This window comes from Pseudomonas sp. UW4 (assembly GCF_000316175.1).
Lineage (GTDB): Bacteria > Pseudomonadota > Gammaproteobacteria > Pseudomonadales > Pseudomonadaceae > Aquipseudomonas > Aquipseudomonas laurylsulfatiphila.
Window position 1 is genome coordinate 1,006,383 of the sequence record NC_019670.1, and the last position, 16,892, is coordinate 1,023,274.

General features: G+C 57.6%; 17 protein-coding genes. 13 read left to right on the plus strand and 4 right to left on the minus strand.

Features of this window, described 5'->3' with window-relative positions; all coding sequences use genetic code 11:
* The first annotated feature begins 104 nt into the window (after nucleotides 1-104).
* Together hmpA and PPUTUW4_RS04340 are read left to right on the plus strand one after the other, a co-directional pair.
* A complete protein-coding gene (gene hmpA, locus PPUTUW4_RS04335; protein WP_015093554.1) occupies nucleotides 105-1,286 on the plus strand; it encodes an NO-inducible flavohemoprotein in 1,182 nt (393 codons plus the stop codon).
* Between the two features lie 277 nt (nucleotides 1,287-1,563).
* The gene (locus PPUTUW4_RS04340; protein WP_015093555.1) at nucleotides 1,564-2,073 is read left to right on the plus strand and encodes a disulfide bond formation protein B; all 510 of its coding nucleotides are present in this window, start codon (nucleotides 1,564-1,566) and stop codon (nucleotides 2,071-2,073) included.
* A 551-nt stretch (nucleotides 2,074-2,624) separates the two neighbouring features.
* Here PPUTUW4_RS04340 and PPUTUW4_RS04345 read toward each other — a convergent pair.
* A complete protein-coding gene (locus tag PPUTUW4_RS04345) occupies nucleotides 2,625-2,885 on the minus strand; it encodes a hypothetical protein (protein ID WP_041474780.1) in 261 nt (86 codons plus the stop codon).
* Between the two features lie 27 nt (nucleotides 2,886-2,912).
* On the opposite strand from PPUTUW4_RS04345, the gene cyoA reads away from it, so the two are divergent.
* The 6 genes from cyoA (at nucleotide 2,913) to PPUTUW4_RS04375 (ending at nucleotide 8,274) form a co-directional block, all read left to right on the plus strand.
* Nucleotides 2,913-3,857, plus strand: a complete 945-nt coding sequence (gene cyoA / locus PPUTUW4_RS04350) for a ubiquinol oxidase subunit II (RefSeq protein ID WP_015093556.1) — start codon at nucleotides 2,913-2,915, stop codon at nucleotides 3,855-3,857.
* A 3-nt stretch (nucleotides 3,858-3,860) separates the two neighbouring features.
* Nucleotides 3,861-5,891 carry a cytochrome o ubiquinol oxidase subunit I gene (gene cyoB / locus PPUTUW4_RS04355; protein WP_015093557.1) on the plus strand — a complete coding sequence of 677 codons (2,031 nt, stop codon included), beginning with the start codon at nucleotides 3,861-3,863 and terminating at the stop codon, nucleotides 5,889-5,891.
* Nucleotides 5,892-5,894: 3 nt separating this feature from the next.
* Nucleotides 5,895-6,521, plus strand: coding sequence for a cytochrome o ubiquinol oxidase subunit III (locus PPUTUW4_RS04360; protein WP_015093558.1), 627 nt, complete (start codon nucleotides 5,895-5,897; stop codon nucleotides 6,519-6,521).
* On the plus strand, nucleotides 6,522-6,857 hold the full coding sequence (gene cyoD, locus PPUTUW4_RS04365) for a cytochrome o ubiquinol oxidase subunit IV (protein WP_015093559.1): 336 nt from the start codon (nucleotides 6,522-6,524) through the stop codon (nucleotides 6,855-6,857). It begins immediately after the preceding gene.
* Between the two features lie 11 nt (nucleotides 6,858-6,868).
* Nucleotides 6,869-7,756, plus strand: coding sequence for a heme o synthase (gene cyoE, locus PPUTUW4_RS04370; RefSeq protein ID WP_015093560.1), 888 nt, complete (start codon nucleotides 6,869-6,871; stop codon nucleotides 7,754-7,756).
* Nucleotides 7,757-7,959: 203 nt separating this feature from the next.
* Nucleotides 7,960-8,274, plus strand: a complete 315-nt coding sequence (locus PPUTUW4_RS04375) for a helix-turn-helix domain-containing protein (RefSeq protein WP_007970375.1) — start codon at nucleotides 7,960-7,962, stop codon at nucleotides 8,272-8,274.
* A gap of 59 nt (nucleotides 8,275-8,333) precedes the next feature.
* On the opposite strand, the gene PPUTUW4_RS04380 is transcribed toward PPUTUW4_RS04375, so the two are convergent.
* From PPUTUW4_RS04380 to PPUTUW4_RS04390, 3 genes are all read right to left on the minus strand, one after another.
* Nucleotides 8,334-8,612: a DUF3077 domain-containing protein gene (locus tag PPUTUW4_RS04380; protein ID WP_015093561.1), complete on the minus strand. Its 279-nt coding sequence runs from the start codon at nucleotides 8,610-8,612 to the stop codon at nucleotides 8,334-8,336.
* Between the two features lie 629 nt (nucleotides 8,613-9,241).
* A complete protein-coding gene (locus PPUTUW4_RS04385; RefSeq protein WP_015093562.1) occupies nucleotides 9,242-10,555 on the minus strand; it encodes a hypothetical protein in 1,314 nt (437 codons plus the stop codon).
* A gap of 345 nt (nucleotides 10,556-10,900) precedes the next feature.
* Complete coding sequence (locus PPUTUW4_RS04390; RefSeq protein ID WP_015093563.1) at nucleotides 10,901-12,319, minus strand: PLP-dependent aminotransferase family protein; 1,419 nt, start codon at nucleotides 12,317-12,319, stop codon at nucleotides 10,901-10,903.
* A gap of 148 nt (nucleotides 12,320-12,467) precedes the next feature.
* On the opposite strand from PPUTUW4_RS04390, the gene PPUTUW4_RS04395 reads away from it, so the two are divergent.
* From PPUTUW4_RS04395 to yfcF, 5 genes are all read left to right on the plus strand, one after another.
* On the plus strand, nucleotides 12,468-13,568 hold the full coding sequence (locus PPUTUW4_RS04395; protein ID WP_015093564.1) for a hypothetical protein: 1,101 nt from the start codon (nucleotides 12,468-12,470) through the stop codon (nucleotides 13,566-13,568).
* A 42-nt stretch (nucleotides 13,569-13,610) separates the two neighbouring features.
* The gene (locus tag PPUTUW4_RS04400) at nucleotides 13,611-14,891 is read left to right on the plus strand and encodes a hypothetical protein (RefSeq protein WP_015093565.1); all 1,281 of its coding nucleotides are present in this window, start codon (nucleotides 13,611-13,613) and stop codon (nucleotides 14,889-14,891) included.
* A 48-nt stretch (nucleotides 14,892-14,939) separates the two neighbouring features.
* Entirely contained in the window at nucleotides 14,940-15,434 is a 495-nt protein-coding gene (locus PPUTUW4_RS04405) for a RidA family protein (protein ID WP_015093566.1), read from the plus strand.
* Nucleotides 15,435-15,518: 84 nt separating this feature from the next.
* A complete protein-coding gene (locus tag PPUTUW4_RS04410; protein ID WP_015093567.1) occupies nucleotides 15,519-16,004 on the plus strand; it encodes a cupin domain-containing protein in 486 nt (161 codons plus the stop codon).
* A 231-nt stretch (nucleotides 16,005-16,235) separates the two neighbouring features.
* The gene (yfcF, locus tag PPUTUW4_RS04415; protein ID WP_015093568.1) at nucleotides 16,236-16,880 is read left to right on the plus strand and encodes a glutathione transferase; all 645 of its coding nucleotides are present in this window, start codon (nucleotides 16,236-16,238) and stop codon (nucleotides 16,878-16,880) included.
* Nucleotides 16,881-16,892 lie beyond the last annotated feature (12 nt).

The following is a 16,892-nucleotide window of genomic DNA, read 5'->3' on the forward strand; positions in this document are numbered from 1 at the left end:
ATTAAGTTATTAACTCATTGATTTTTAACGATTAAATAGTTGGCACGAAAGCTGATACGCATAGGGTAATCCGTTAGCAACCCAAGAAGACCAGGAGTCACCTTATGCTGAGCGCTCAAGACCGTGCCATCGTCAAATCCACCGTACCGCTGCTCGAAAGCGGTGGTGAGGCGCTGATCACGCACTTCTACCGCATGATGCTCTCCGAATACCCGCAAGTCCGCCCGCTGTTCAACCAGGCTCATCAGGCCAGCGGTGACCAGCCGCGTGCCTTGGCCAACGGCGTATTGATGTATGCGCGCCATATCGACCAGCTCGACCAGTTGGGCGACCTGGTGGCCAAGATCATCAACAAGCACGTGGCCCTGCAGATCCTGCCTGAACACTATCCGATTGTCGGCAGCTGCCTGCTGCGGGCCATCGCCGAAGTACTGGGCGAAGAGATCGCCACCCCTGAAGTGATCGCGGCCTGGGGCGCGGCCTACGGCCAACTGGCGGACATCCTGATCGGTGCCGAAGCCAGCGTTTACGACCAAAAAGAACAGGCCCACGGCGGCTGGCGCGGGGCGCGGGAATTCATCGTGGTGGACAAGGTCAAGGAGAGCGCCGAGATCACTTCGTTCTACTTCGAACCTGCGGACAAAGGTCCGATCCTCGCGGCAGAACCCGGCCAGTACATCGGCATGAAACTGATCCTCGACGGTGAAGAGATCCGTCGTAACTACTCGCTGTCGGCGCTGGCGAACAAAGGCCAGTACCGCATCAGCGTCAAGCGTGAAACCGGTGGTCGCGCCTCCAACTACCTGCATGACCAGATGCATGTCGGCGACAGCATCCAGTTGTTCCCGCCATCGGGCGAGTTCACCCTGACCGCCAGCGACAAACCATTGGTACTGATCAGCGGCGGCGTTGGCATCACCCCGACCCTGGCGATGCTCGAAGCGGCGCTGGAGACTCAGCGGCCGGTGCATTTCATCCACTGCGCGCGCAACGGCAGCGTGCATGCCTTCCGCGACTGGATCGATGGCCTGGCCGAGCGTCACCCGCAACTCAAGCGCTTCTACTGCTATTCCGAGGACGATGGCGTGAGCCCGGCGGCGCACAAGGTCGGTTTGTTGAGCCAGCAGCAGTTGAATGCTTGGCTGCCGGAGCAGCGTGACCTGGATGTTTACTTCCTGGGGCCGAAAGGTTTCATGGCGTCCATCAAGCGCCATCTCAAGGCACTGGGTGTGCCGGAGAAGCAAAGCCGCTATGAGTTCTTCGGACCGGCAGCGGCGCTGGAATAAATAGTACCGGAGACCGCGTCGCCTTCATCGCGGGCAAGCCCGCTCCCACAGGGATTTGTGTCGATCCAGATCGATGTGAACGACACATAACCTGTGGGAGCGTGGCTTGCCCACGATGAAGGCGACGCGGTCTTGAATGGAAAAAAGCTGAAAAGTTAATCCCTCCTTAACCGCCTTGTCGTCTATTCCCCCCGAATCCCCCGGACATGCTCCAGACTCTCAAAGGTCCGGGCCAGCGTGTAGACTGGCGGGCACTCGAATCTTGAAGGGAAACGCGATGAGCGATGAATCCATGCGGTTGGGGCGTGAACGGCGCTACCTGGTGTTGTTGGGCATCATTTGCCTGGCGTTGATCGGCGGCGCGCTGTACATGCAAATTGTCCTGGGCGAGGCGCCTTGCCCGCTGTGCATCCTGCAACGTTATGCGTTGCTGCTGATCGCGATCTTCGCCTTCATCGGCGCGGCCATGCGCAACCGTCGCAGCATCACGGTGTTCGAAACCCTGGTGGTGATCTGCGCGTTGGCAGGTGCAGGCGTTGCCGGGCATCACGTCTATACGCAGTTCTATCCGGCGGTCAGCTGCGGCATCGATGTGTTGCAACCGATTGTCGATGACTTGCCGCTGGCGAAGATCTTCCCGCTGGGTTTCCAGGTCGATGGTTTCTGCTCCACGCCATACCCGCCGATCCTCGGTTTGTCGCTGGCGCAGTGGGCGCTGGTGGCGTTCGTACTGATCGTGGTGCTGGTGCCGCTGCTGACGTCGCGTAACCGCAAAGCGATGCGCTGAGGTCATCTGCCGCCACGCATTGTCGGACAAAAAAGCCCCGTTCCTTGCACAGAGGAGCGGGGCTTTTTTTGTGTTGAGCGGCGCATTCCAGAGACCAGGTAAAAAGACCCTGATGTGGGGCAGCCAGGGGTGCGACACATGTGCGACATGTTGTCACAGAGTCGGTGTCGCAGAGCCTTCATGGAGGCCGGATTGGCACATGGAATGGTAACGAAATTGGGCTGTTTTGCAGGCTCCCGTTTTTTTCCGTTCCGGACCCGAACAGGCAGTTTTAACAGGGGCTTGCGATTGGCCGGAGTCCCCGTCATATCGGGCCTCTGGCAGGGTCAAGGGCAGCAGGGAGGCACCCGATACTGTCTGAACTGTGGGTGGAAGACCTACTTATTTTGGTGTTTTTGTTGAGAATCAATTTCGATAAGATGCGCCGCTTTTGCGAAAACGGTGAATGATTGTTGCCGGTTCGGATAAAAATTATTTCGGGATGAGACATGGTTTATAAAACACTACATATCTACAATCGCCCGCACTGAATTCCCGACGCTGCTCAAATCTTAACCAGGTATGTGCAGGAACAGGGTGTCGAGAGGTCTGGTGGCTTCATGCGATGCCCAGGTGTCGGAGCCTCCAACTACCCGCACCAAATGGAATTGGTCTGTAACAAGGCCTTTGACCACGAATTCGAATAAGAACTCACCGCAGGCCCGGGATTTGTCGTACAGCGTCTGACGCACGACGGGCATGCCCTTATTCAATCCAAGAAAAATGCCAACCCTTGGCAGGGTGAAGTGTTGGCGATCAAAACCCAACTGCATTGCGCAAGCTGCTTTAGAGGTCGTGAGATGAGTAAAAACAGGTACCCCAGACTACTAGGCTTATTGCCGCTGATCGGCACGTTGTTGCTGTCAGGCTGCAACATGACCTTGCTCAATCCCAAGGGCCAGGTCGGTCTGGACGAGCGAAACCTGATCATCACCGCAACGCTGCTGATGCTGTTGGTCGTGGTTCCGGTCATCGTCATGACCTTCCTGTTCGCCTGGAAATACCGCGCGTCCAACACCAACGCCACCTACACCCCGAAATGGAACCACTCCACCAAGATCGAGATCGCGGTGTGGGCCGTTCCAGTGCTGATCATCATTGCCCTGGGTTACGTCACCTACAAGTCGACCCACGCTCTGGACCCGTACAAGCCACTGGAATCGGACGTGAAGCCTGTGACCATCGAAGTGGTCGCTCTGGACTGGAAATGGCTGTTCATCTACCCGGAACAAGGCATCGCCACGGTCAACAAGATCGTGTTCCCGGCGCACACCCCGATCAACTTCCGCATTACCTCTGACGCCGTGATGAACTCGTTCTTCATCCCTGCGCTGGGTGGCCAGATCTACGCGATGGCGGGCATGCAGACCAAGCTGCACCTGATCGCCAACGAAAACGCTGAGATGGACGGTATCTCCGCCAACTACAGCGGCGCTGGTTTCACCGGTATGAAATTCAAAGCGATCGCCACTTCCCAGGAAGAATTCGACGCCTGGGTAAGTGAAGTCAAAAAGGCACCTAAACAGCTTGAACAAGCTGAATACGCCGCCCTTGCCAAGCAGAGCCAGAACAACCCAGTCGAGCTCTACTCCTCGGTGACGCCGAACCTGTTCCAGACCATCGTCGACAAGTACGAAGGCATGAAACCGGGTCCGAAAGTGAAGCACGAGAAAGAAGAGAAAGAAGTGGCCGCTACGCAAGGAATGGACATGAACGCGCATTCAGCTGCCGGGGCAGAGGAGTAAACGATGTTTGGTAAATTAAGTTGGGAAGCGGTCCCGTTCCACGAGCCGATCGTGATGGTGACCATCGCCATGATCGCGCTCGGTGGTCTGGCGCTGTTCGCTGCAATCACCTACTTCAAGAAGTGGACCTACCTGTGGACCGAGTGGCTGACGTCCGTCGACCACAAGAAAATCGGCGTGATGTACATCATCGTCGCCATGGTCATGCTGCTGCGCGGTTTTGCCGACGCCATCATGATGCGTACCCAGCTGGCCATGGCCACCGAGGGTTCGCCTGGCTACCTGCCACCTGAACACTATGACCAGATCTTCACCGCCCACGGTGTGATCATGATCATCTTCATGGCGATGCCATTCTTCACCGGCCTGATGAACCTTGCAGTGCCGCTGCAGATCGGCGCGCGTGACGTTGCCTACCCGTTCCTGAACTCCTTGAGCTTCTGGCTGCTGGTTTCCGGCGTGGTGCTGATCAACCTGTCCCTGGGCGTCGGCGAGTTCGCCAAGACCGGCTGGGTTGCCTATCCGCCGCTGTCGGGCCTGCAGTACAGCCCTGGCGTGGGGATGGACTACTACATCTGGGCGCTACAGCTATCGGGTCTGGGGACAACGCTGACGGGGGTCAACTTCCTGGCCACCGTGCTGAAAATGCGTACCCCTGGCATGAAGCTGATGGACATGCCGATCTTCACCTGGACCTGCACCTGGGCCAACGTCCTGATCGTGGCTTCGTTCCCGATCCTGACCGCTACCCTGGCACTGCTGACGCTTGACCGTTACATGGATTTCCACATTTTCACCAACGAACTTGGTGGCAATCCGATGATGTACGTGAACCTGTTCTGGGCATGGGGTCACCCTGAGGTGTACATCCTGATCCTGCCAGCGTTCGGTATCTTCTCCGAAGTCATCTCGACCTTCACCGGCAAGAAACTGTTCGGCCACCACTCGATGGTCTACGCATCGGGCGCGATCTCGATCCTGGGCTTCATGGTTTGGCTGCACCACTTCTTCACCATGGGTTCGGGTGCCAGCGTCAACGCCTTCTTCGGTCTGGCGACGATGCTGATTTCCATCCCGACGGGTGTGAAACTGTTCAACTGGCTGTTCACCATCTACCAGGGCCGTCTGCGTTTCACCAGCCAGGTGCTGTGGACCCTGGGCTTCATGGTGACCTTCGCCATCGGTGGCATGACCGGCGTACTGCTGGCCATCCCGGGTGCCGACTTCGTTCTGCACAACAGCCTGTTCGTGATCGCGCACTTCCACAACGTGATCATCGGCGGTGCGGTATTCGGTTACATCGCAGGTTTCGCGTTCTACTTCCCTAAAGCGTTCGGCTTCAAGCTGCACGAAGGCTGGGGCAAGGCAGCGTTCTGGTTCTGGATCTCGGGCTTCTTCGTCGCATTCATGCCGCTCTACGCTCTGGGCTTCATGGGTATGACCCGTCGCCTGAACGCCACCACCAACCCTGAGTGGGTGCCGTACCTGTACGTCGCCATGTTCGGTGCGGTGATGATCGCCGTGGGTATCGCTTGCCAGCTGATCCAGCTGTACGTCAGCGTGCGTGACCGCAACAAGCCGGAAAACATGTGCGAACACGGTGACCCGTGGAATGCCCACACCCTGGAATGGTCGACTTCGTCGCCACCACCGTTCTACAACTTCGCCGTGCTGCCGAAAGCCGACTGCATCGACCCGTTCACCGAAGCCAAGGAAAACGGCACCGCTTACAAGGCTCCGGCCAAGTACCAGCCGATCCACATGCCTAACAACACCGCCACCGGTGTGGTCATGGGTGCTCTGTTGACCGTGTTCGGTTTCGCGATGATCTGGCACATCTGGTGGCTGGCAATCGCTAGCCTGGCCGGCACCGTGATCTACTTCGTGATCCACGCGGCCCGTGATGATCAAGGCTATATGGTGCCGGTCGATGTGATCGAGCGCATCGAAGCCGAGCAGCACAAGCGTCTGGTAGCGGCAGGGAAAATTCCGGCCACCGCCACCCGTGTTGAAACCTCGTTGGAACAGGCTTAAACCATGTCGAATTTAGTGACCAATGCTGGACACACCCATGTCGATGGACATGGGCATGATGACCACCACCACGACTCGGGCGAGATGACCGTATACGGTTTCTGGCTCTACCTGATGACCGACTGCATTCTGTTTGCGTCGATCTTCGCGGTGTACGCGGTACTGGTTAACAACGTAGCGGGTGGCCCGTCGGGTCACGACATCTTCGAACTGCCATACGTACTGGGCGAAACCGCTCTTCTGTTGTTCAGTTCGATCACCTACGGCTTCGCCATGCTGGCGTTGTACAAGGGTAACAAGAAGGCGGTGCTGGGCTGGCTGGGCATGACCTTCCTGTTAGGTGCAGGCTTTATCGCCATGGAGATCAATGAATTCCACATTTTGATCTCCGAAGGCTACGGCCCTAGTCGCTCAGGCTTCCTGTCCGCGTTCTTCACCCTGGTTGGTACCCACGGTCTGCACGTGACCGCCGGTCTGATCTGGATGGGCATCATGATGTACCAGGTGCAGAAAAACGGCCTGACGGCGACCAACAAGACCCGTCTGAGCTGCCTGAGCCTGTTCTGGCACTTCCTGGACGTTGTCTGGATCTGCGTATTCACCGTTGTTTATCTGATGGGGACTATGTAAATGGCTAACCCAGCTCATTCCCACCACGACGACGCCGGTCACGGCAGCTACAAGTCGTACGCCATCGGCTTCATCCTGTCGGTGATCCTGACCGTCATTCCATTCGGTCTGGTGATGTACCCGACGCTGCCGAAGTCGATCACCCTGTTGATCGTCCTGGCGTTCGCGATCGTCCAGGTGCTGGTGCACCTGGTGTACTTCCTGCACCTGGACCGTTCGGCCGCGCAGCGTAACAACGTGATTGCGTTTGTCTTCGCCGCGATCGTGATTGTCCTGCTGGTTGGCTTGTCGCTGTGGATCATGTTCAGCATCCACACGTTCATGATGGCGAAGTGAGGTAGATCCGCATGTCCCTTAAGCACTTTATCCAAATCACCAAACCGGGGATCATTTTCGGTAACGTGCTTTCTGTGGCAGGCGGATTTTTCCTGGCCTCCAAAGGGCATGTCGATCTGGCCATCTTCCTGGCCGCCATGATCGGCACGTCCCTGGTGGTTGCCTCCGGTTGCGTGTTCAACAACTGCATCGACCGCGACATCGACCTGAAGATGGAACGCACCAAGAACCGGGTGCTGGTCCAGGGCTTGATCTCCCTGAAACTGGCGCTGGTTTATGCGACCGTCCTGGGTGTTGCCGGCGTTGCCCTGTTGTACAAGGTGGCCAACCCGTTGGCCGCGCTGTTCGCCGTCATCGGTTTCGTGATCTACGTCGGCTTCTACAGCCTGTACCTCAAGCGCAAGTCGGTTCACGGCACGCTGGTGGGCAGCCTGTCGGGCGCCATGCCGCCGGTCATCGGCTACGTCGCGGTGAGCAACACCTTCGACATGGCCGCGCTGACCCTGCTAGTGATGTTCAGCCTGTGGCAGATGCCGCATTCCTATGCCATCGCGATCTTCCGCTTCAACGATTACCTGGCCGCATCGATTCCGGTGCTGCCAGTGAAGCGCGGCATCCAGGTGGCCAAGAAGCACATCCTGATCTACATCCTGGCCTTCCTCGTGGCGACCTTGATGCTGACCTTCAGCGGCTACGCCGGCATGAGCTACCTCGCCGTCGCCGCGGCCATGGGCATGTACTGGCTGTACATGGCCTGGACCGGCTACAAGGCAGTGGATGACACGGTCTGGGCACGCAAGCTGTTCGTGTTCTCGATCTTCACCATTACCGCGTTGAGCGTGATGATGTCCCTGGACTTCAAAGTGCCGACCGAGTTGCTGCTGACGTACGCGCCTTAAGGTTTAGATGCTGTAACGAAAAGCCCCGCCTTCGAGAGAAGAGCGGGGCTTTTTGTTGGGGTAATTCTGGTAGGCCATGCTGCCGCCAGTTTTAAGGACGACGCTGACCCCCCTGTGGGAGCGGTGAGTATCAGCTATTTAACTTGTTTGCCTGACTATAGGCAAATTGCCTATAGTCACCTACCGACACCATGAGGTACCCCATGAAAAAACGCGACCTGTTTGCAGAGTTGATGCAGGGCGTTGATGAGATGGCGGCTCAACGCGAAGGCAAGATTACATTGCGCAATACGGTTGTGGAGGACATCCCTGCACCTGAGGTGGGGGCACAAGAAATTGTTGCACTACGGGAAAAGCTACACATGTCCCAGGCTGTTTTCGCCAAGCGAATTCGAACCAGTCCCAGCACCCTGAGAAACTGGGAGCAGGAAAAGTCGAAGCCGAATGCTCAGGCCGCCTTGCTGATCAGGTTGGTTGAGAAGTTTCCGGATATGGTTGATCGACTGGCAGTCGTCTGATCACATCGTCGAATATCTGAAAAGCCCCGCGTTTCAAACGAAACGCGGGGCTTTTTCATTCATGCGCGGTTGTTACACGGCGCATCGAGCACCTTCACCACGTCATCAATGATCGCCTTGCTCATGTCCTGCAAAAAGTGCGAGGCCCAGGCATGCCGGTCGGAGTCGCGAACCATGGCGGCGTCTGAGGCGAGCAGTTTGGCGAGGTGGAGCAGGTCGGAGGCGTGGTAGAGGGCTTCGATCACCGGGACGCCGGCGTTGATGCGGAACAGTGGTTCGTTGGCGTGGTAGGAGAACGGGGTGAGGCCGATGGTTTTGAGGTCTTGAGGGTTGGTCATTGGGCTTCACCTCCTGTAGGTCAGGTGGTGTGGGATGACCAGTGAAGCGGACAGATCAATAGCGTTCATGAGTAAAACTCCCGTATCAAGTAGAGAGCTACCACGTTCGTTATCAGGCGAATGGGTGGCAGCTATGCGCGGGCTGATAAACCGGAGATACAGGAACCCGGCAGACCCGAAGGTCTCCCACGCACAGCCGCCATTGCACGAGTGTGCAGACACAAAAAAGCGCCGGCAATCGTGATTGGTGGCGCTTGTGCGCCTGTATCTTACTCGGGTTATCAGGCCCGGTCGCTGAATTGGCAGCGACGGGGAGCGAAGTTAGCCGGCAAGGATGGAGTCGGCAATCGTAGCGATCTGCTGGCCGGGGATGACCGGGACACCACAACCCCTGTGGGAGCGGGCTTGCTCGCGAAGGCGGAGTGTCAAGCAACATTGATGCTGGATGTGACGGCCTCTTCGCGGGCAAGCCCGCTCCCACAATGGTTAGTGGTCATCGCGGATACCGGGTACGACGCTGGTCCCCTGTGGGAGCGAGCCTGCTCGCGAAGGCGGTGTGTCAGGCGACATGGATATTGGCTGTGACGGCCTTTTCGCTCGCTCCCACAGTGGAACGGTGGTGCCGTCGGTCATGTACTTAACGGTGCCATATCAATGCCCAATCTGGATGAAATATCGGCTCTGATCGAGGTCGAAAGCTCTGGCTGATTTTTCTCCCAATTCATCATGTTGACGCTTGCACCACATTGTTCGTTGATAAGCGTTTCCATGCGGGCGTAGAACGTATCGATCAAGGCATTTTTCGCTGTAAGTTCAGGGGTGTCGATCAAGTTTTCCTTGAGCATGGTCTCAAAAGGGTTTTGCACACAATCCCGCAGCTCTAGTATCAAACTGCAACGGTAAGCAACCTTCATGCGTGTGCTATCAGCCCATTCGGCTTTTCCCGCGATGGATTGTGCATGGTCTGCATAAGGCAGATCGTCAAACTGTTCCGCCAATCTTGGTAGTTTTTCTGAAAATGTGGCGTTCTCCATCTTGAACACATTTTTAAGTTCTGGGAAAACCGCAGGGCGCTGTTTAACTGCGGTGTCAAAGCCGGTTTCTTTGGATTGCCCTTGAAAGCCAACATCCAGGCAACTCCCGAAATCAACACGCATTACCTGCAAATTTCCATCTTCCGCTTTTACTATGCCCATGTTCTTGTAAAAAGCGTTGATCGGGTCCCAATCACCCAATAGCTGCGACACCGCCAGGTGTTCTTGCATTTGTCTCTGCAATGATTCCGGTAACAGGTGAATCTGCGCTTGCATCACTTCATCAAGTTGTTCCGCCCTGGGTCTATAAGTTTGAACCAGCTCTGTATTGGGGGCACCACCGGTCCCTGCCCACCAATTGCTGTGTTTTTCCCGTAAAACGCATAGTTCGTCAGTCAGGCCTTTGGCAGTGTCAGCATTTCTTTTGAAGGCCTCTGTATGCACATTGGTGAACTCCTCGAATTGTTGCTCAAGATCATCAGCTAACTCTTTTCGTATTAAACAGTCTGCAAAATCCTGGTAGCTGACGAGTTTAGAGGCAATGTAAATTTTGTTGTCTTCGCCTCCCATCATCGAGCCGCATTGATTGACCATCAACTCTTCCGGTGCGGGTAAAAACAAGCCATACATCTTGGCGCTGGCGACTTCTCGCGAGGTGATCGCATTACCCATTTCCGGGCTTACGGGCAGATAACTTACTGCATCTTTCAAATAGAAGTGTGTACCTTCAAACAATACAATCTTGCCGAGGTTGGCACTGGTTCCCATGGCCTGTTGCGCTTCTGCCGGGGTTGCACTACTGAAATCAACAATTGATTGGGCTGGGGGCGGTTGACTACTCGCCTGTGAAGAGGTGCTTGCTGCGCTACTTGGAACTGTTTGGGAGGGCGAGGAAACTGCTGACAGCATGTAATCACCTATGAATGAAGAGGTTTACCGAAACGATTTTCTATGGAGCGTTGCAAAGGCAGGTGCAACAACCTTTAGCCGTTCCGTCGAGAAATCCAACAGGCGCAGCATGGCTTGCAACAGAGGTGGGCGATTGCTGATTTCGCTCATCGTGACGGGGCATTGTCAGTGAGGGGGAGGTGAAACAACGCCGCGTTTGCGCGGGCGGCATAACGATTTCGCCAGCAAGCCCACTTCCACGGGCTTGGGCAGCGCTCAGTTATTTTTGTACTTTAGCGAGCAGTCGAAAGATTCAGTTGTGCCGCCGGTTTTATGTACAACGCTCCCACAGGGTTGGTGTGTCAGTTATTTACTTTGTGTGTCGAGCAAGCGGAAAAACCGCTCACGCACCTGCAAGCTGTCGCTGTGCGCCACGTTGAAGCGCAGGAACTGACTGGCATTCGGCCCTTTACTCAGCAAGGTCCCCGGCGCCAATACCATGTTGTTCTCCAGCCCTTGGCGAGCCAGATTCTCGGCGTGCAAACCGTCAGGCAATCGCGCCCAGATAAACACGCCTTCGCCGGGCAGCGAGGAAAGCGAACACCCGGCCTGCGCCAACCAACCGGCCACTCGGCTGTTGGATTCATACAGCCGGTCCACCGTGCGCCGCGCATGCTTGGCGTAGCTGCCGTCGCTGAGCATGGTGCAGGTAATCTGCTCCGCCAGTTCCGAGGTCACGCCACCACAGGCCATTTTCAGGGCGACCATGCGTGCCGCCAGTTGCGGTGACAGTACGGTGTAGCTGACACGGCTGTTGGCGGTCAGGGTCTTGGAGAAGCCGGAGACATAACTCACATTGTCCAGCCCGCTGGCCGCCAGGCGCGGGGTGCGGCGTTGCTGGATGTCGCAGTACAGATCGTCTTCGACGATGTGGAAGCCATGGCGGTGGCTCAGTTCCAGCAAGCGGTAGACCTGGGCCGGGGTGAACGAGTGGCCGGTGGGGTTATGCAGCGTGCTGTTGGTCATGTACAGCACGGGTTTGTGGGCGATCAGCAGTTGCTCGAACGCGTCGAGGTCCATGCCGTCGCAATCCCGGGCGATGGTGACGACTTTGGCGCCGTGCAGCGCCAGGTTGGCGTGCATGTTGAAGTAGCACGGATCATCGAGCAGTACGGTGTCGCCGGGTTTGACCAGCAGGCGCATCAGCAGGTCGATGGCCTGCATGGTGTTGGCGGTGGTGATGATCTGGTCCACCGGCGCTTCGATGCCGAAGGTCGCCAGTTTGACCCGCAGAGCCTGGCGCAATGGCAAGTAACCGCCGGCCACGCCGTACTCGCCCATGCGCAACGATGTCGCTCGCAGAGTACTGCGCACGGCTTTCTGCAATTCTTCGGCGGGTAGCCACGAGGTCGGCAGGAAACCGCAGCCGGGGCGCAGCGCGCCGTTGTCCAGCAGCAGTGCGCGGCGAATCACGCTGAGGGTGTCCTGGGGTTGCAGGTCCGGGCCGGTACCACTTTTCAGCGCCGCTTCGGAGCGATGCACGTAATGCCCCGAGCCCTGGCGCGATACTACCAGCCCCTTGGCCCGCATGCGGTCCAGGGCATCGACCACCGTGGACTTGCCCACGTTCATCAAGTCGGAGAGTTCGCGAATCGGCGGCAGCTTGGCGCCGTGGGGCAGGCCCCCGGTGCTGATGGCTTGCGTCAACTGATCGACGATCTGCTGCACCAGCGGCGCGCCGGGCTGGAATTCAATGGCGGCAATGACTGCGCGTTGAACCTGCATTTTACTGGTCTCTCCGGCAGTAAAGTTCGTTGGATTCTATACGAACTTGCCCTGATCAGGACAAGCCTCTCTCTCTACCATGCCCTTACAGACTTTTCTGAATGTCGGCCTTTATTGGTGGGCGTTCATCCGGTTCCTGAGGTGCTGCATGAGTGTCGAAACAACGGTCGCGGTGGCCAAGCCGGTCATTAACCTGCGGTTATTCACGATCCGGATCATCACGGCTGTCTCGCTGTTCGCGGTGCTGGGCAAGGCCAACGTCTGGCTCGACACGGCCACCAACAGCATCCTGGCCCTTGGATATCGTGCCTTGTTACTGCTGTTGCCCCTGACTTTACTGGTGCTTGGCCGCCGCTCCCTGAGCGTCACGCTGCTGTGTGCCGGCCTTGGCTTGGTGCTGCTGGCGCTGACCAGCAATCAAGGCATGGTGATGTTTGCCGCCGCACTCTTTGCCTACGGCATTGCCATAGCCGGTTATCTGATCAAGAGCGAAGCGGCCCAGACCAAGGAAGGCGCGGCCTACAACCGCGTGGCCATGAACATGGGTAGCCTGGTGGCCGGATTGATCCTGCTGTCGCCGCTGCTGACCCCAACGATGTTTTTCCTCGGTGCGGCGGCGTTCGTGTTGCTGTGCCTGCCGATCGCCCTCGGCGCAACCTTCACCAGCGAACCGGTGCTGGCCCGTCCGGCCAGTCAGGTCGGCAGCAGCTGGGGCAACAAACTGCCGTGGGTGATCGCCGGGATCATCATGGGCATCAAGCTGTTCGGAGTGTTCTCGATCCTGCCACAGGCGATCCTGCTCAAGACCGGCGAGCTGCCGGCCTGGTACGGCCTGATGCTGATCCTCAACAGCGCCGTGGTGGTGTTCGCCCAGCTGCCGGTGATGAAGCTGATCGAGCGCACCGGGCGCTTCAAGGTCGTGGCAGTGATCGGGATCATCGTCGGCGGCTTTGCCGTGCTGTCTTCGCCAGCCGCATTCCACGTCGAAACCCTTGCCGGGGCGCTGATCTGGGTGGCGTTGCTGTCGATCGCCGAATGCGCCTTCAGCTACCTCGATTACTTCTCGGTCAAGCAAAACAACATGTTCGTCAAGGAAGTGTCCCTGGGGGTGGGGGCCGGGCTGACCGTGTTGATCATGCGAGTGGTGCCGGCGCCGTACAACGCGCTGGTCCTCGCCGCCATCGGCGCCGGCGGGATCCTGGCTTGGTACTGGCTCAACCGTCAATCCAATGCGTCGCTGCATGACTGAGTCATCGCCGTTGCGGTTTTCACTTTGCAGGTCGGGGGCATTATGAATACGACTTCATGCGTGGTAGTGGTCGGTTACAACGGCAATCGGGTTCACGACATCCAGAAATTGCGCGAGCTGTGCAAGTCGCTCTACAACGCCAGGCTCATCCTGCTGGTCGAGAAGATTCAGCCCCATGACGACCAGGTGGCCGATCACGTCTGCAGCACTTCACTGGCCGAGAAAGACGTGGCGGCGTCCCTTGAACTGGTGGTGGGGTGCCTGAATGCCGATAACTGGAAGCTGATCGGCGTACTGCCGTTCTCCGATCGCGGCGTGCTGCTCGGTGCAGCACTGGCCACTCACTTCGGCCTGCCGGGCATTACCCCGGACGAAGCGCGGGCGGGCCTGGACAAGCAGATCTTTCGTCGGCTTGAAGCGACGGCCAGCACCTCCCCTGAAGAATACCGGCCGGTGTTTTCCGTGCGGATCGAAAGCCTGCCGGAACTGCGCCAGAGCGTCGTCGAACTGGGTGGCAAGGCCTTCATCAAGCCAGCCTGCGAAGGGGCGAGCCGAGGCTGTCGCGTGATCCATCACCCTTCGGAATGCGATGACGCCTGGCTCGCCCTCAAGCCCTACCGCGAAGGCGGCATCGTCCTTGAAGAACTGGTGCAGAACGCCCGCGAATACAGCTGGGACTATGTGGCCGGCAGCACCTGGGTGACTGAAAAAACCACCACCGAAGGCGCCTACCGAGCAGAGATCCAGCAAGTCGTCCCCGCACCGCTTGCGGCGCAGGTTCAGGCACGCTTGATGGCTGCCGGTCGGCATATGTCGGGTCTGGTGTCCCGGGACAACGGTGCCTGGCACAACGAAGTGTTCCTGCGCCGCGACAACCTGACCAGCGCCGTGGAAACCAACATGCGCCCCGGCGGCATGCACATCTGGGACCTGGCCAAGCGCGCCTTCGTCAATTTCGATCCGTGGGAACGCTGGGTGCGCTGGGCGGTGGAAGGCAAGACCGAGCAGCATGAGCCGGTGGCTCGCGGCTACTGCGGCATTCGCCTGCTAAGAGCGCCAGCCGGCGGCATCCTGCGGGTAACACCAGACATCGAGACCCTGGCCCGCGAACTGCGCATCGACCTGGTGGAAGCACAGTACGCCAAGCGGATTGGCGACTCGGTCAGCGCATTAGTGAAAGACAACTTCTCATTCGTCGGCCACATCGTGTTGTTCAACGAAGACTACGGGCAACTGAGCAACGACCTGTTGCGCCTGGCCGAGTCGATTGAGTCACGCATCGAGGTGACTTGCCTGGCACCGGCTACCTGTGCCGTGTGTTGAGCCTGCAAGCAGCCGTTTTTTGCATTACCGATCAAGAGGGTTCGATCAATGATCCAGCACATGACCTGCGATGAACGCTTCATCGCCCTGGCCAAAGAGTTTGGCTATGACATCTACGGCGAAAACACCGCAGGCGGGCATTATGCGCCGCTGATCCGTCATCACGATGAGCTGTACATCAGCGGCCTGGTGCCACGCATGAACGGCAAGATCCATTACCCTGGCCGCGTCGGGCTGGACCTCAGCATGGCCGATGCGCAAGCGGCCGCCAGCATCAGTGCGATGCGCGGGCTGGCGTTGATCGTCGATGCCATCGGTTCGCTGGACAAGATCAAGTCATTGATCCGGGTAACGGTCTATGTGAGGTCCACGGCGGATTTTGTCGACTTGAGCGAAGTGGCCAACGGCGCCTCGGATGTGTTCAGCCACGTGTTGGGCGATGCCGGTAAACATACACGCACTACAGTCGGTGTTTATCAATTACCCAAGAATGCCGCGATAGAAGTGGACATGATCGCCGCCTTGCGCCCATCGGTTTTGTAAATTAATTCCAGACTTTACAGCGCTGAACCCTATAACTTAAGGTTTAGCGCTAAAGTGTGGGAAATAAAAAGAAAGGACGTGCGAATGGACAACTTTCAAGGTGCGTTTTTTTCATATAAGGACTTTCGTCAGAGTCTGCATCATCGACAGCAAAGTGCCAAGGTGTGGAAAGGCACCGAACTGGCGGGTATGCGTCAGACCCTTGAGGCCAGCGACGTGGATATTGTCGCCTTGGCTCACGACAAGAGCATTGACGGCTGTGCGGTGACGCCCGGGATGGCGATCGCCATGCAATGGCTGAACCCCGGTGTGACGCTCAACGGTCATGCCCACTCCTGGTGGCATCTGTTCGTTATCCAGTGTGGCAGTGGCGTGCTGACCCTCGGCGATGCCGATGGGGTCGACGTCAGCAGCGGCGACGTGCTGCTGGTGCCGGCCTGGACCCGGCATGGCTTCGTCAACACCAGCAAACACGAGTCTCTGGCGATGCTGAACATGAGCAACATGCCACAAATGGCACTGCTCTCGAACTTTGCCGACAGCCATGGCCTGATCACCACCCGGCCGTAATTACCCAACGCATCAACCCAGGGAGCCAACCTTCGTTGGCTCCCTTTTTTGTTTTACAGGCCTGCCCCTGTATCCCCATTTGCAGTGCTTTTGGCTGCGTGTCTGCCGGTAGAAAACAACTTTCTGTATCGATTGAAACGGACAAATTCTGTATCTATTCAGCCTTCATTCAACTAACTACGATCACTTCCAATGCACGTTGATCCCTGCAGTCAGTCAATGGAGTGCTCTATGGAAAACAGGAAGCTAAAACTGTATGTCGGCGCCGATCATGTCAGCGCTTTTGCGATGTCGGCTTTTGTCGCGCTCAAGGAAAAGCAACTTTCATTTGAACTTGTCACGGTTGATCTGAAATCGCGCGAGAACTATGGGACGAGTTATCGCGATCTTTCGCTGACCTGCAAAATACCAACATTAGTTCACGACGATTTTGCCTTGTCGGAATCCTCGGCGATTGCCGAGTACCTCGATGAACTCTGCCCGGGGCATAAAAAGCTCTATCCACAGGGCCTCCAGCAGCGTGCCCGTGCCCGTCAATTGCAGGCCTGGTTGCGCAGTGACTTGCTGGCGGTGCGCAAGGAGCGCCCGTTTGACCTGGTGTACTTCGGCAAGAAAAACACCGCGCTGCCCGACGAGGCCCAAGCCGCCGTCGAACGCCTGTTGTTCGTCGCCGACCATCTGCTGGAGGAGGGCGCCGAGCATCTGTTCGGTGACTGGAGCATTGCCGACACCGACCTGGCAATCATGCTCAACCGCCTGGTTGCCAACGGCGATCCGGTGCCGGCACGGCTCCAAGCCTATGTGCGTCGCCAGTGGGATCGCGACAGCGTTCGGGCGTGGATGGACATAGAGCGCAAAGCGCCGGCCATCGCCTAACAACACTCAGGG

Excerpts from the sequence above, each read along its gene's own strand:
- hmpA (WP_015093554.1), top strand. The coding sequence starts at position 105 with ATGCTGAGCGCTCAAGACCGTGCCATCGTCAAATCCACCGTACCGCTG.
- PPUTUW4_RS04340 (WP_015093555.1), top strand. The coding sequence starts at position 1,564 with ATGAGCGATGAATCCATGCGGTTGGGGCGTGAACGGCGCTACCTGGTG.
- PPUTUW4_RS04345 (WP_041474780.1), bottom strand. The coding sequence starts at position 2,885 with ATGCAGTTGGGTTTTGATCGCCAACACTTCACCCTGCCAAGGGTTGGC.
- cyoA (WP_015093556.1), top strand. The coding sequence starts at position 2,913 with ATGAGTAAAAACAGGTACCCCAGACTACTAGGCTTATTGCCGCTGATC.
- cyoB (WP_015093557.1), top strand. The coding sequence starts at position 3,861 with ATGTTTGGTAAATTAAGTTGGGAAGCGGTCCCGTTCCACGAGCCGATC.
- PPUTUW4_RS04360 (WP_015093558.1), top strand. The coding sequence starts at position 5,895 with ATGTCGAATTTAGTGACCAATGCTGGACACACCCATGTCGATGGACAT.
- cyoD (WP_015093559.1), top strand. The coding sequence starts at position 6,522 with ATGGCTAACCCAGCTCATTCCCACCACGACGACGCCGGTCACGGCAGC.
- cyoE (WP_015093560.1), top strand. The coding sequence starts at position 6,869 with ATGTCCCTTAAGCACTTTATCCAAATCACCAAACCGGGGATCATTTTC.
- PPUTUW4_RS04375 (WP_007970375.1), top strand. The coding sequence starts at position 7,960 with ATGAAAAAACGCGACCTGTTTGCAGAGTTGATGCAGGGCGTTGATGAG.
- PPUTUW4_RS04380 (WP_015093561.1), bottom strand. The coding sequence starts at position 8,612 with ATGACCAACCCTCAAGACCTCAAAACCATCGGCCTCACCCCGTTCTCC.
- PPUTUW4_RS04385 (WP_015093562.1), bottom strand. The coding sequence starts at position 10,555 with ATGCTGTCAGCAGTTTCCTCGCCCTCCCAAACAGTTCCAAGTAGCGCA.
- PPUTUW4_RS04390 (WP_015093563.1), bottom strand. The coding sequence starts at position 12,319 with ATGCAGGTTCAACGCGCAGTCATTGCCGCCATTGAATTCCAGCCCGGC.
- PPUTUW4_RS04395 (WP_015093564.1), top strand. The coding sequence starts at position 12,468 with ATGAGTGTCGAAACAACGGTCGCGGTGGCCAAGCCGGTCATTAACCTG.
- PPUTUW4_RS04400 (WP_015093565.1), top strand. The coding sequence starts at position 13,611 with ATGAATACGACTTCATGCGTGGTAGTGGTCGGTTACAACGGCAATCGG.
- PPUTUW4_RS04405 (WP_015093566.1), top strand. The coding sequence starts at position 14,940 with ATGATCCAGCACATGACCTGCGATGAACGCTTCATCGCCCTGGCCAAA.
- PPUTUW4_RS04410 (WP_015093567.1), top strand. The coding sequence starts at position 15,519 with ATGGACAACTTTCAAGGTGCGTTTTTTTCATATAAGGACTTTCGTCAG.
- yfcF (WP_015093568.1), top strand. The coding sequence starts at position 16,236 with ATGGAAAACAGGAAGCTAAAACTGTATGTCGGCGCCGATCATGTCAGC.